The sequence below is a fragment of the Streptomyces griseorubiginosus genome (assembly GCF_001514195.1).
Lineage (GTDB): Bacteria > Actinomycetota > Actinomycetes > Streptomycetales > Streptomycetaceae > Streptomyces > Streptomyces griseorubiginosus.
The window spans coordinates 997,076-1,010,743 of the sequence record NZ_KQ948734.1; the positions used below are offsets into that span (position 1 = coordinate 997,076).

Annotated in this window: 11 protein-coding genes; all 11 read left to right on the forward strand. The window is 70.3% G+C overall.

Annotated features, from left to right (window positions below):
- On the forward strand, window positions 1-257 hold a 257-nt coding region (locus AQJ54_RS46590; protein WP_248845299.1), incomplete at its 5' end, for a DALR anticodon-binding domain-containing protein.
- A gap of 12 nt (window positions 258-269) precedes the next feature.
- A complete protein-coding gene (lysA, locus tag AQJ54_RS04510; protein WP_062027102.1) occupies window positions 270-1,661 on the forward strand; it encodes a diaminopimelate decarboxylase in 1,392 nt (463 codons plus the stop codon).
- Between the two features lie 192 nt (window positions 1,662-1,853).
- Window positions 1,854-3,146, forward strand: coding sequence for a homoserine dehydrogenase (locus AQJ54_RS04515; protein WP_062027100.1), 1,293 nt, complete (start codon window positions 1,854-1,856; stop codon window positions 3,144-3,146).
- A gap of 6 nt (window positions 3,147-3,152) precedes the next feature.
- Window positions 3,153-4,211, forward strand: a complete 1,059-nt coding sequence (gene thrC / locus AQJ54_RS04520) for a threonine synthase (RefSeq protein WP_062027098.1) — start codon at window positions 3,153-3,155, stop codon at window positions 4,209-4,211.
- Between the two features lie 247 nt (window positions 4,212-4,458).
- Window positions 4,459-5,388: a homoserine kinase gene (thrB, locus tag AQJ54_RS04525; RefSeq protein WP_062027096.1), complete on the forward strand. Its 930-nt coding sequence runs from the start codon at window positions 4,459-4,461 to the stop codon at window positions 5,386-5,388.
- A gap of 411 nt (window positions 5,389-5,799) precedes the next feature.
- The gene (rho, locus tag AQJ54_RS04530) at window positions 5,800-7,833 is read left to right on the forward strand and encodes a transcription termination factor Rho (protein ID WP_062234080.1); all 2,034 of its coding nucleotides are present in this window, start codon (window positions 5,800-5,802) and stop codon (window positions 7,831-7,833) included.
- Window positions 7,834-7,975: 142 nt separating this feature from the next.
- Window positions 7,976-9,787, forward strand: a complete 1,812-nt coding sequence (locus tag AQJ54_RS04535; RefSeq protein ID WP_062027092.1) for a trypsin-like serine protease — start codon at window positions 7,976-7,978, stop codon at window positions 9,785-9,787.
- 206 nt (window positions 9,788-9,993) lie between these two features.
- Window positions 9,994-11,100: an LCP family protein gene (locus tag AQJ54_RS04540; RefSeq protein WP_062234084.1), complete on the forward strand. Its 1,107-nt coding sequence runs from the start codon at window positions 9,994-9,996 to the stop codon at window positions 11,098-11,100.
- Between the two features lie 150 nt (window positions 11,101-11,250).
- Complete coding sequence (gene rpmE / locus AQJ54_RS04545; RefSeq protein ID WP_020136574.1) at window positions 11,251-11,469, forward strand: 50S ribosomal protein L31; 219 nt, start codon at window positions 11,251-11,253, stop codon at window positions 11,467-11,469.
- A 102-nt stretch (window positions 11,470-11,571) separates the two neighbouring features.
- Window positions 11,572-12,648, forward strand: coding sequence for a peptide chain release factor 1 (gene prfA, locus AQJ54_RS04550; RefSeq protein ID WP_062027087.1), 1,077 nt, complete (start codon window positions 11,572-11,574; stop codon window positions 12,646-12,648).
- A 172-nt stretch (window positions 12,649-12,820) separates the two neighbouring features.
- Entirely contained in the window at window positions 12,821-13,666 is an 846-nt protein-coding gene (gene prmC, locus AQJ54_RS04555) for a peptide chain release factor N(5)-glutamine methyltransferase (RefSeq protein WP_030320309.1), read from the forward strand.
- Window positions 13,667-13,668: the final 2 nt, after the last annotated feature.

Sequence of the window (13,668 nt, forward strand, 5' to 3'; positions counted from 1 at the left end):
CCCCCCTCCTCACCACCCTCGCCGCCCACCCCCGCACCCTCCAAGCCGTCGCCGCGCACCACGCCCCCGACCGGCTCGCCCGGCATCTCGTCACCGTCGCCGATGCCGCTCTGCCGTTCCTTCTCACCGTCCTTCCGCGCGGCGCGGAGAAACCCTCGGCCGCCCACCGTGCCCGGCTCGCGCTCGCCGAAGCCGTCGGGGCGGTGCTGGCCGGTGGCCTGTCCCTGCTCGGCATCGACGCACCCGAACACCTCTGAAAGACGACAAAGATGAGCCGTTCCGCACACCCCGCCGGGCCCCGCCACGCCGACGTCCTCCCCGAGGGGCACTACTCCGCCCCGCCCGCCGACCTCAACACCCTCGACCGCAAGGTGTGGGCCCAGACCGTCGGCCGCAACGAGGACGGTGTCGTGACCGTCGGCGGTGTCGACGTCAAGGCCCTCGCCGAGGAGCACGGCACCCCCGCCTACATCGTCGACGAGGCCGACTTCCGGGCACGCGCGCGTGCGTGGCGTACCGCCTTCGGGCACGACGCCGACGTCTTCTACGCCGGCAAGGCGTTCCTCTCCCGTGCCGTCGTGCGCTGGCTGCACGACGAGGGGCTGAACCTCGACGTCTGCTCCGGCGGCGAACTCGCCACCGCGCTCTCCGCCGGCATGCCCGCCGACCGCATCGCCTTCCACGGCAACAACAAGTCCGAGCAGGAGATCACCCGGGCCGTCGAGAGCGGTGTCGGGCGGATCGTCCTCGACTCCTTCCAGGAGATCGTCCGGGTCGCGCACATCGCCCAGAGCCTGGGCAAGCGGCAGCGCGTCCAGATCCGGATCACCGTCGGCGTCGAGGCGCACACCCACGAGTTCATCGCCACCGCTCACGAGGACCAGAAGTTCGGCATCCCGCTCGCCGGCGGACAGGCCGCCGAGGCCGTGAGGCGGGCGCTGAAGCTCGACGGGCTCGAACTCATCGGGATCCACTCCCACATCGGGTCGCAGATCTTCGACATGTCCGGCTTCGAGGTCGCCGCGCACCGCGTGGTCGGGCTGCTCAAGGACATCCGTGACGAGCACGGCGTCGAGCTGCCCGAGATCGACCTCGGGGGCGGGCTCGGGATCGCCTACACCTCCGCCGACGACCCGCGCGAACCGCACGAGATCGCCAAGGCCCTCACCGAGATCGTCAGCCGGGAGTGCGAGGCCGCCCGGCTGCGCACGCCGCGCATCTCCGTCGAGCCCGGCCGCGCCATCGTCGGGCCCACCGCCTTCACTCTCTACGAGGTCGGCACCATCAAGCCCCTCGACGGGCTGCGCACCTATGTCTCCGTCGACGGCGGGATGTCGGACAACATCCGCACCGCGCTGTACGACGCCGAGTACTCCGTGGCCCTCGTGTCCCGGACCAGTGACGCCGAGCCGATGCTCGCGCGGGTCGTCGGCAAGCACTGCGAGAGCGGGGACATCGTGGTGAAGGACGCGTTCCTGCCGGCCGACCTGGCACCGGGTGACCTGATCGCCGTACCCGCGACGGGCGCCTACTGCCGGTCCATGGCCAGCAACTACAACCACGTCCTGCGTCCGCCGGTCGTCGCCGTCCACGACGGGGAGTCCCGGGTCATCGTCCGCCGCGAGACGGAGGAGGACCTGCTGCGGCTCGACGTCGGCTGAGCGCAGGAGCGCGCGAAGGAAGGTCTACGGTCTCCCACCCCCGTACGAGCGCGGGAACGCGCAAAGGAAGATCTACGGTCTTCCACCCCCGTACAAATGAAATAGATGTCTCATATTCCGGACGAGGGGCAGAAACTCCCGTCCGGTGAGTGAGACTGGTCCCACCGTGACGGTATGAGGAAACGAGGTCGGATGATGCGTACGCGTCCGCTGAAGGTGGCGCTGCTGGGCTGTGGAGTGGTCGGCTCAGAGGTGGCGCGCATCATGACGACGCACGCTGACGACCTCGCCGCGCGGATCGGGGCTCCGGTGGAGCTCGCGGGGGTCGCCGTACGGCGGCCCTCCAAGGTGCGCGAGGGCATCCCGCAGGACCTCGTCACCACCGACGCCACCGCCCTCGTCAAACGCGGGGACATCGACGTGGTCGTGGAGGTGATCGGGGGGATCGAGCCCGCCCGGTCCCTCATCACCACCGCCTTCGAGCACGGCGCGTCGGTCGTCTCCGCCAACAAGGCCCTCCTCGCCCAGGACGGGGCCGCGCTCCACGCCGCCGCCGACCAGCACGGCAAGGACCTCTACTACGAGGCCGCCGTCGCCGGTGCCATCCCGCTGATCCGTCCGCTGCGCGAGTCCCTCGCCGGCGACAAGGTCAACCGGGTCCTGGGGATCGTCAACGGCACGACCAACTTCATCCTCGACAAGATGGACTCCACGGGGGCGGGCTACCAGGAGGCCCTCGACGAGGCCACCGCCCTCGGGTACGCGGAGGCCGACCCGACCGCCGACGTCGAGGGCTTCGACGCCGCCGCCAAGGCCGCCATCCTCGCCGGGATCGCCTTCCACACGCGCGTGCGCCTCGACGACGTCTACCGCGAGGGCATGACCGAGGTCACCGCCGCCGACTTCGCCTCCGCGAAGGAGATGGGCTGCACCATCAAGCTGCTCGCCATCTGCGAGCGCGCCGAGGACGGCCGGTCCGTCACCGCGCGCGTGCACCCCGCGATGATCCCCCTCACCCACCCGCTCGCCTCCGTCCGCGGCGCCTACAACGCCGTGTTCGTCGAGTCCGACGCCTCCGGCCAGCTGATGTTCTACGGCCCCGGAGCGGGCGGCGCCCCCACCGCCTCCGCCGTCCTCGGCGACCTCGTCGCCGTCTGCCGCAACCGCCTCAGCGGTACGACGGGTCCGGGCGAGTCCGCGTACGCCGCCCTGCCCGTCGAGGGCATGGGCGAGGTCGTCACGCGCTACCACATCAGCCTGGACGTGGCGGACAAACCGGGTGTTCTCGCCCAGGTGGCCACCGTGTTCGCCGAGCACGGGGTGTCCATCGATACCGTTCGGCAGCAGGGGAAGGACGGCGAGGCGTCCCTCGTCGTCGTCACGCACCGCGCGTCGGACGCCGCCCTCGGCGGCACCGTCGAGGCGCTGCGCAAGCTCGACACCGTGCGGGGTGTCGCCAGCATCATGCGGGTTGAAGGAGAGTAACCAGCAATGACCCACCAGTGGCGCGGAATCATCGAGGAGTACCGGGACCGGCTGCCCGTCTCCGACAGCACCCCGGTCGTGACGCTCCGCGAGGGCGGCACGCCCCTCGTGCCCGCGCAGGTGCTCTCCGAGCGCACCGGGTGCGAGGTCCACCTCAAGGTGGAGGGCGCCAACCCCACCGGTTCCTTCAAGGACCGCGGCATGACCATGGCCATCACGCGGGCCAAGGAGGAGGGCGCCAAGGCGGTCATCTGCGCCTCCACCGGCAACACCTCGGCGTCCGCCGCCGCCTACGCCGTCCGCGCGGGCATGGTCTGTGCCGTGCTCGTGCCGCGGGGCAAGATCGCGCTCGGCAAGATGGGCCAGGCCCTCGTGCACGGCGCCAAGATCCTCCAGGTCGACGGCAACTTCGACGACTGCCTCACCCTGGCCCGCTCGCTGAGCGACAACTACCCGGTGGCGCTGGTCAATTCGGTCAACCCGGTCCGCATCGAGGGCCAGAAGACGGGCGCCTTCGAGATCGTCGACATGCTCGGCGACGCGCCCGACGTCCACGTCCTGCCCGTGGGCAACGCCGGCAACATCACGGCGTACTGGAAGGGCTACAAGGAGTACGCCGCCGACGGGGTCGCCGCGAAGACGCCCCGCATGTGGGGCTTCCAGGCCTCCGGCAGCGCCCCGATCGTGCGCGGCGAGGTCGTCAAGGACCCCTCGACCATCGCCACCGCGATCCGCATCGGCAACCCCGCCTCCTGGAAGTTCGCGCTGGCCGCGCAGGAGGAGTCCGGCGGCTTCATCGACGAGGTGACGGACCGCGAGATCCTGCGCGCCTACCGGCTGTTGGCCGCGCAGGAGGGCGTCTTCGTGGAGCCCGCCTCGGCCGCGTCGGTGGCTGGTCTGCTGAAGGCGGCCGAGCAGGGCAAGGTCGACCCGGGCCAGAAGATCGTGTGCACCGTCACCGGCAACGGCCTCAAGGACCCCGACTGGGCGGTCGCGGGCGCCCCGCAGCCGGTCACCGTGCCGGTCGACGCGGCGACGGCGGCCGAGCGCCTCGGGCTCGTCTGACCCGGAATCAGCGGCTCCACCGGGAGATCCCGGTAAGGGGTGCACAGGGGGCTTACGACACGCATCGTGCGCCTCCTGTGCGCCCTATGTCGCCACAGAACCTTCCTTCGATAGGCTGTACCGAACCCGCCCGCTGCATATGCCTCCGCGCATGGCAGGCAGCCGCGTCATCTGCGCGGCCTGAGGGTCTCCGGATACCTATCGAACGTTTTCGACCATCACGCAGCTCAAGGAGTGTCATCGAGAGATGGCCGGTCCCGCCTTCCGCGCCGCCGCCGTCCGGGTGCGCGTCCCCGCCACCAGCGCCAACCTCGGCCCGGGCTTCGACGCCCTGGGCCTCTCGCTGGGGCTCTATGACGACATCGTCGTCCGGGTGGCCGATTCCGGGCTGCACATCGACATCGCGGGGGAGGGCAGCGAGACGCTCCCGCGTGACGAGAGCCACCTGCTCGTACGCTCCCTGCGCACCGCCTTCGACCTGCTGGGCGGCCAGCCGCGCGGCCTGGAGATCGTCTGCGCCAACCGCATCCCGCACGGCCGGGGCCTCGGCTCCTCGTCGGCCGCCATCTGCGCCGGGATCGTCGCCGCGCGTGCCGTGACCATAGGCGGCGAGGCCCGCCTCGACGACACCGCGCTGCTGGAACTCGCCACCGAGATCGAGGGCCACCCGGACAACGTGGCCCCGTGTCTGCTCGGCGGTTTCACGCTCGCCTGGATGGAGTCCGGTGCCGCCCGGGCGATCAGGCTGGAGCCCCACGATTCCATCGTTCCGGTGGTTTTCGTGCCCGGGAAGCCCGTGCTGACCGAGACCGCGCGCGGACTGCTCCCGCGCACCGTGCCGCACGTCGACGCCGCCGCCAACGCGGGCCGTGCCGCGCTGCTCGTCGAGGCCCTGACCAGGCGCCCCGAGCTGCTGCTGCCGGCCACCGAGGACCGTCTCCACCAGGAGTACCGCGCGCCCGCCATGCCGGAGAGCGCCGCGCTGGTGGAGCGGCTGCGGGCCGACGGAGTGCCGGCGGTCATCTCGGGAGCGGGCCCGACCGTGCTCGCGCTGGTCGACGCGGACAGCGCCGACAAGGTGGCCCACCTGGCCGGTGAGGGATGGGCCGCCAACCGGCTCGAACTGGACGACCAGGGGGCGAGCGTCCTTCCGCTCGCGGCCGCCAGTGACATGTGAGATCCGGCGTGTGCCGGATTTCGAGAGGGGGAATGTTTGTTGGATCCGGTAGTGTTAACCTCAAGTCTGCACCCGACCCCACCATGGCGAGGTGCTTCACGTCCCCGTCCGGGACAGACATTCTTCCGGGAGCCTCCCAAGCCGCACTGTGTTTCGTACGACGTACATGGGCAGTACCTCGTACGCGAGCACTGAGCGACTTGCCGGGCACGCTCCGGAACCGGTGCGACCAAGCCGCATGACACGGACACTCAGTGCCACGGCTGTCGGAAGCGCCGACGTCACCACATTTTTCCGCCGCTGAGGCGGACCACCGCCCCGGCTCGGTCCACAAGGATGGGACCGACGTCGGACAGCACAAACGGTCGCCGAGCCAGACAGGCCGACGTCCGCTCCAGGGAAGGACCCTTCGTGAGCGACACCACCGATCTGATGGGCGCACGTGTCGAGGAGACCGCTGCCGCGCCCGACACGGACGCCTCCGCGCCTGCCAGCGGTGCCGGCTCCCGGCGGCGCCGCGGTACCGGCCTCGACGGCATGGTGCTGGCCGAGCTGCAGCAGGTCGCATCCGGCCTCGGCATCAGGGGCACCGCGCGTATGCGCAAGAGCCAGCTGATCGAGGTCATCAAGGAGGCGCAGGCGGGAGGTGGTGCCCCGGCCAAGGCCGACACCGCCGCCGACGCCAAGCCGAAGCGCCGCGCCACCTCCAAGGCCCGTACCGGCGAGACCGCCGAGAAGAAGGCGGAGGCGAAGGCCGAGGCCCCCGCCGAGAAGGCCGTGGCCCAGCAGCAGATCGAGATCCCCGGCCAGCCGGCCGCCGAGCGCGGAAGCGACGACGCTCCCGCCGAGCGCCGTCGCCGCCGCGCCACCGCCGAGGCCGGTGCCCCCGCGGGCGGCACCGAGACGATCGTGGCCGAGGCGAAGACCGAGCCCAAGGCCGAGACGCCCGCCCAGGCCCAGCAGCAGCCGCAGGCCGACGCCGACGGCGAGGGCCGTGGCCGCCGCGACCGCCGTGACCGCGGCCGGGACCGCGGCGAGCGGGGCGACCGCCAGGACCGCGGTGACCGTCGCAAGGGCGACGACCAGCAGCAGGGCCAGGGCGGCGGTCAGCGCCAGCAGCAGAACCAACAGCAGGGCGGCGGCCGTCAGGACCGCCAGGACCGGCAGCAGCGCGACAACGGCCCGCAGGACGACGACGACTTCGAGGGCGGCCGCCGCGGCCGTCGAGGCCGTTACCGGGACCGCCGTGGCCGTCGTGGCCGCGACGAGATCGGTGGCGCGGGCGAGCCGCAGATCAACGAGGACGACGTCCTGATCCCGGTCGCGGGCATCCTGGACATCCTCGACAACTACGCCTTCATCCGGACCTCGGGCTACCTGCCCGGGCCGAACGACGTGTACGTCTCCCTCGCCCAGGTCCGCAAGAACGGCCTGCGCAAGGGCGACCACATCACTGGCGCGGTCCGCCAGCCCAAGGAAGGCGAGCGGCGCGAGAAGTTCAACGCGCTGGTGCGACTGGACTCCGTCAACGGCATGGCGCCCGAACACGGCCGCGGCCGCCCGGAGTTCAACAAGCTCACCCCGCTGTACCCGCAGGACCGCCTGCGCCTGGAGACCGACCCGGGCGTGCTGACCACGCGGATCATCGACCTCGTGTCGCCGATCGGCAAGGGCCAGCGCGGTCTGATCGTGGCCCCGCCGAAGACCGGCAAGACCATGATCATGCAGGCGATCGCCAACGCGATCACCCACAACAACCCCGAGTGCCACCTGATGGTCGTCCTGGTCGACGAGCGTCCGGAAGAGGTCACCGACATGCAGCGGTCGGTCAAGGGCGAGGTCATCTCCTCGACCTTCGACCGTCCGGCCGAGGACCACACCACGGTCGCCGAGCTCGCCATCGAGCGCGCCAAGCGCCTGGTGGAGCTGGGCCACGACGTGGTCGTGCTGCTCGACTCGATCACGCGTCTGGGCCGTGCGTACAACCTCGCGGCGCCCGCCTCCGGCCGCATCCTCTCCGGTGGTGTCGACTCGACCGCCCTCTACCCGCCGAAGCGCTTCTTCGGTGCGGCCCGCAACATCGAGGACGGCGGCTCGCTGACCATCCTCGCCACCGCGCTGGTGGACACCGGGTCCCGCATGGACGAGGTGATCTTCGAGGAGTTCAAGGGCACCGGCAACATGGAGCTCAAGCTCGACCGCAAGCTCGCCGACAAGCGCATCTTCCCCGCGGTGGACGTCGACGCGTCCGGTACCCGCAAGGAGGAGATCCTGCTCGGCAACGAGGAGCTGGCGGTCGTGTGGAAGCTGCGCCGGGTGCTGCACGCGCTCGACCAGCAGCAGGCGATCGAGCTGCTCCTCGACAAGATGAAGCAGACCAAGTCGAACGTCGAGTTCCTGATGCAGATCCAGAAGACGACGCCCACTCCCGGCAACGGTGACTGAGCAAAGTCCGTGAAAGGGCCGCCCCCCGTTTCGGGGGGGCGGCCCTTTTTGGTCTCTCCTGGCGGGATACGATCACGCTCTTCGGCCGCATTCGCGATGTCCGAACTTCTGATCCCTAGGGGGGACTTGCATGGGCATATCCATGTCCGGAGGTGCCGGTCGCCGGCACAGACGGCGGCTGTGGATCGCGCTGCCCGCCGCCGTGGCCGCCACGCTGCTGGCCGGCTCGGCGAACGCCGCCACCGTGCCGACGCCCGCCCCGAAGCCGCCGGTCAAGGCCGTCTCCGCCGCGCCCTCGCAGGCCGAGCTGAAGAAGCGGCTCGTCGCCGCCGTGGCCGCCGACGACGGCTCCGGCGCGGTCGTCCGCCCGTCGAGGTCGACGGCGAGCAGCCCGGCCGTCGACGGCACCGTCTCGCCGATGATCATCGGCGGCACCACGACCACCATCTCCGCGGCGCCGTGGATGGCCCAGCTCTGGTACGTCGACGACCACGGCACCACGGACACCAGCGACGACACCGGCTTCTTCTGCGGCGGCGCCGTCGTCGCGCCGACGAAGATCCTCACCGCCGCGCACTGCGTCAAGGGCGCGAACTGGGCGAAGGGCGGTGTCGTGGTCACCGGGGCCACCCAGCTGCTCTCCGACGACGGCGACCTGCACGGCGGTACGGCCACGGGCGTGCTGCGGCAGTGGTACCACCCGTCGTACAACGAGGACACCATCGACAACGACATCGCGGTGCTGACCCTGGCGGCCCCCGTCAAGGCGCCCACGATCCGTCTGACGACGTCCACCGACACCGGCTCCTACGACCCCTCCACGACCGGCGCCAAGACCGCCAAGGTCTACGGCTGGGGCCGTACCAGCTCCACCAACGACAACGTCTCCCAGACGCTGAAGACCGCCACGCTGCCCATCAAGTCGGACGCGACCTGCGCCGCGGCCTACGGCTCCTGGTTCATCAAGGGGCACATGACCTGCGCGGGCCCGCCCGCCAGCGGCAGCGACTCCGGTACGACCGCCATCTGCAGCGGCGACTCCGGTGGACCGCTCGTCGTGAACGGGCGGATCGTCGGCGTCGTCTCCTGGAACGTGACCGACTGCGTGGCCAAGGGCGCCTACAGCGTCTTCACCAAGGTCAGCAAGTACGTCGGCGCGGTCTACCCGAGGATCGACGACACCAACCTGAACTTCGACCACAAGGCCGACCTGTGGGTGCGCAAGTCCTCCACCAAGGTGGGCTACGAGCTGGACTCCAAGGGCACCACCCTCGCCGCCCCGCAGTCCTGGGGCGACTGGAACGGCGTCAACCTGGTCCGCCAGACCGACCTGAACCGGGACGGCTTCCAGGACCTGCTGTACCGCGTCTCCGCCACCGGTGACGTCTACTGGCTGCGGTTCGTCCCGTCGTCCACGGGTGGCTCCTGGGCCGCCCCGAAGAAGATCTTCACCGACTGGCGGACCCGCACCCGGATCGTCACCCCCGGCGACGTCACCGGCGACTACAAGCCCGACCTGCTCTCCGTCGACTCCGCGGGCGTCCTGTGGATCTACCCCGGCAAGGGCGACGGCAGCTTCGCGGCCCGGGTCAGGGTCGGCGGCGGCTGGAGCCAGTACAACCAGCTGCTGGGCCACGGCGACTTCACCGGCGACGGCAAGGCGGACGTGCTGGCCCGCAACAAGAGCACCGGCGACATCTACCTGTACAAGGGCACCGGCAAGTCCGGCACCGGCGTCTTCGCCGCCCGCGTGAAGGTGCGCAGCAACTGGAGCGGCTACAACGCCTTCGACGCCGTCGGTGACATCACCGGCGACGGCAGGGCCGACCTCGTCGCCCGCACCGCCGGCGGCACGCTCTACCTGTACAAGGGCACCGGCAAGGCCACCAGCGAGATCTTTGCCACAAGGGTCACCGTTGGTACCGGTTTCCAGCAGTACGACATTTTTGGCTGAAACCGCTGGTGAGCAAGGCTCACTCTGAGGTTCCCGTGACGCCCTGTGACCGCCACTGCACGTGGTGGTCACAGGGCGTTGTGCAACCCTTTCTCGAGTTTCGCCGTCTGACCAGGCGGAGCGACGATGGTGCGGTACGGGTCTTTTGTGACCACGTCTGACCCTGAAAACAGGGGGTAACCGACCGGACGAGATTCGAGGAGCACATGTCAGCCGAGAGCACGCCGATACCCGGGAAGCCGGGCGGCAAGGGACGTCGCCGCAAACCCCGCAGCAAGGGGCGCAAGGGCCTGCTCGTGACGGCCTGGGTCGCCGCGGGGATCGTGGTGCTGGGCGGCACCGGGGCCGGCTACCTGTACTTCAAGCTCAACGGCAACATCAAGAGCGTCGACATCGACCAGGTCCTCGGCAGTGCCCGGCCCACGAAGGTCGACAACGGCTCCGAGAACATCCTCGTCCTCGGCTCGGACACCCGCTCCGGCTCCAACAAGAAGCTCGGCGGCGGCACCGACGACGGCAGCGCCCGCTCCGACACCGCGATGGTCGTGCACGTCTACAAGGGCCACAAGAAGGCCACCGTGGTCTCCATACCGCGCGACACCCTGATCGACCGCCCCGAGTGCACCGACACCCAGGGCGAGCGGCACGACGCGGCCAAGGGCGTCATGTTCAACTCCGCCTACACCACCGGCGGCGCGGCCTGCGCGGTCAAGACGGTCGAGTCCATGACCGGCATCCGCATGGACCACTACCTGGAAGTCGACTTCAGCGGCTTCGAGAAGCTGGTCGACGAGCTCGGCGGGGTCACCGTCACCACGACCAAGGCCATCAAGGACCCCGACAGCCACCTCGACCTCAAGGCCGGCACGCACGAGCTCACCGGCGCCCAGGCCCTCGGCCTGGTCCGGACCCGGCACGGCGTCGGCGACGGCTCCGACCTCGGCCGCATCCAGCTCCAGCAGGCCTTCATCAAGGCCCTGGTCAAGCAGATCAAGAGCGTCGGCGTCCTGAGCAACCCCAAGAAGCTCTACGACCTCGCCGACACCGCCACCAAGGCCGTCACCACCGACTCCCACCTCGGCTCGGTCAACTCCCTGGTCTCCTTCGCGAGCGGCCTCAAGGGCATCAGCCCGGCGGACATGACCATGGTCACGATGCCGGTCCAGTACGACCCGGCCAACCCGAACCGCGTGCTCGTGCAGCAGACCAAGGCCAAGCAGATCTGGACGGCCCTGGAGAACGACCGGGCAGTCCCGAAGTCGGCCACGGAAGGCAACGCGACGGGCCAGGCCAAGGGTGTCGTCACGTCGTAGGACACCGCTCGCACAGCGCTGGGAATAGATCGCCGTGACCCCTCGTTTTGGGGGATGCGGCCAGTGCTGGCAGACTGGTACGTCGGCCCCGGTTCACGCTCCCGCATCCCGCGGTGGCGACCCGGCGCCCTCCCGAAACTAGGAGACACCTTGAAGCGCGACACCCACCCCGAGTACGTCGAGACGCAGGTCAGCTGCACCTGTGGCGCGTCGTTCACCACCCGTAGCACGATCACCAGCGGCACCATCCGTGCCGAGGTCTGCTCCGAGTGCCACCCGTTCTACACGGGCAAGCAGAAGATCCTCGACACCGGTGGCCGTGTGGCCCGCTTCGAGGCCCGCTTCGGCAAGGCTGCTGCCAAGAAGTAGCGAGCCACCAGCGCCGGTCCACGCCGCACTCCTCGGAGTGCGCCGGGACCGGCGTTTTTGGTCGCCCGCCCACCCCCTTCGTCCGCAGTACAGGAGCAAGAGATGTTCGAGGCCGTCGAGGAACTCCTCGGTGAGCACGCCGAGCTGGAGAAGAAGCTCGCCGACCCGTCGGTCCACTCCGACCAGGCCAACGCGCGCAAGCTGAACAAGCGCTACGCCGAGCTCACCCCGATCGTCGCCACGTACCGCTCCTGGAAGCAGACCGGCGACGACGTCGAAACGGCGAAGGAACTCGCCGCCGACGACCCCGACTTCGCGGCCGAGGTCAAGGAGCTGGAGCGCACCCGCGAGGAGCTGACCGAGAAGCTGCGGCTGCTGCTCGTGCCCCGGGACCCGTCCGACGACAAGGACGTCATCCTGGAGATCAAGGCCGGCGCCGGCGGCGACGAGTCCGCACTGTTCGCGGGCGACCTGCTGCGCATGTACCTGCGCTACGCCGAGCGCGTCGGCTGGAAGACCGAGATCATCGACTCCACCGAGTCCGAGCTGGGCGGCTACAAGGACGTCCAGGTCGCCGTGAAGACCAAGGGCGGCCAGGGCGCCACCGAGCCCGGCCAGGGCGTGTGGGCCCGCCTCAAGTACGAGGGCGGCGTGCACCGCGTCCAGCGCGTCCCGGCGACCGAGTCCCAGGGCCGCATCCACACCTCCGCGGCCGGTGTGCTGGTCACCCCCGAGGCCGAGGAGGTCGACGTCGAGATCAACCCCAACGACCTCCGCATCGACGTCTACCGCTCCTCCGGGCCCGGCGGGCAGTCCGTCAACACCACCGACTCCGCCGTGCGCATCACGCACATCCCCACCGGAGTGGTCGCCTCCTGCCAGAACGAGAAGAGCCAGTTGCAGAACAAGGAGCAGGCCTTGCGTATCCTGCGCTCCAGGCTGCTCGCGGCGGCGCAGGAGGAGGCGGAGCGCAATGCCGCCGACGCCCGCCGCAGCCAGGTCCGCACCGTCGACCGCTCCGAGAAGATCCGCACGTACAACTTCCCGGAGAACCGCATCTCGGACCACCGCGTCGGCTTCAAGTCGTACAACCTGGACCAGGTCCTGGACGGCGACCTCGACGCGGTCATCCAGGCCTGCGTCGACGCGGACTCGGCGGCGAAGCTGGCGGCCGCGTAAGGGGAGTTCCACGGGGCGTGTCCCACGGCCCGACCGGAAGGACGTCCGTTCCCCGGTCGGCCGGGCCGCGAGGCCGAGGAGGCTGAGACAATCAGCCGTGGCCGACGCCGAGCGCGGTGGCGACCCACGGCGACACACCTGCGCACGACCTAGTACGACACGGAGGACTTGCGTGAACCTGCTGCTCGCAGAGGTGGCCCAGGCCACCCAGCGGCTCGCCGACGCCGGCGTGCCCTCGCCGCGCAACGACGCGGAGGAGCTCGCCGCGTTCGTGCACGGCGTGAAGCGGGGCGCGCTGCACTCCGTCAAGGACGCGGACTTCGACGCCCGCTACTGGGAGACCATCGCGCGCCGTGAGCAGCGCGAGCCGCTCCAGCACATCACCGGCCTCGCCTACTTCCGCTACCTCGAACTCCAGGTGGGCCCCGGCGTGTTCGTGCCCCGGCCCGAGACCGAGTCCGTGGTCGGCTGGGCCATAGACGCCGTGCGCGCGATGGACGTCGTCGAGCCGTGCATCGTCGACCTGTGCACCGGCTCCGGCGCCATCGCGCTCGCCCTCGCCCAGGAGGTCCCGCGCTCCCGGGTGCACGCCGTGGAGCTGTCCGAGGAAGCCCTCCGGTGGACCCGTAAGAACGTCGAGGGCTCCCGGGTCGACCTGCGCCAGGGGAACGCCCTGGACGCCTTCCCCGACCTCGACGGCCATGTCGACCTGGTCATCTCCAACCCGCCCTACATCCCGCTCACCGAATGGGAGTACGTCGCCCCCGAGGCGCGGGACTACGACCCCGAACTCGCCCTGTTCTCCGGCGAGGACGGCCTCGACCTCATCCGCGGTCTGGAACGCACCGCGCACCGGCTGCTGCGCCCCGGCGGTGTCGTCGTGATCGAGCACGCCGACACCCAGGGCGGCCAGGTGCCGTGGATCTTCACCGAGGAGCGGGGCTGGGCCGACGCGGCGGACCACCCCGACCTCAACAACCGCCCCCGGTTCGCGACGGCCCGCAAGGCGATGCCGTGAGC

Excerpts from the sequence above, each read along its gene's own strand:
- lysA (WP_062027102.1), top strand. The coding sequence starts at position 270 with ATGAGCCGTTCCGCACACCCCGCCGGGCCCCGCCACGCCGACGTCCTC.
- AQJ54_RS04515 (WP_062027100.1), top strand. The coding sequence starts at position 1,854 with ATGATGCGTACGCGTCCGCTGAAGGTGGCGCTGCTGGGCTGTGGAGTG.
- thrC (WP_062027098.1), top strand. The coding sequence starts at position 3,153 with ATGACCCACCAGTGGCGCGGAATCATCGAGGAGTACCGGGACCGGCTG.
- thrB (WP_062027096.1), top strand. The coding sequence starts at position 4,459 with ATGGCCGGTCCCGCCTTCCGCGCCGCCGCCGTCCGGGTGCGCGTCCCC.
- AQJ54_RS04535 (WP_062027092.1), top strand. The coding sequence starts at position 7,976 with ATGTCCGGAGGTGCCGGTCGCCGGCACAGACGGCGGCTGTGGATCGCG.
- AQJ54_RS04540 (WP_062234084.1), top strand. The coding sequence starts at position 9,994 with ATGTCAGCCGAGAGCACGCCGATACCCGGGAAGCCGGGCGGCAAGGGA.
- prfA (WP_062027087.1), top strand. The coding sequence starts at position 11,572 with ATGTTCGAGGCCGTCGAGGAACTCCTCGGTGAGCACGCCGAGCTGGAG.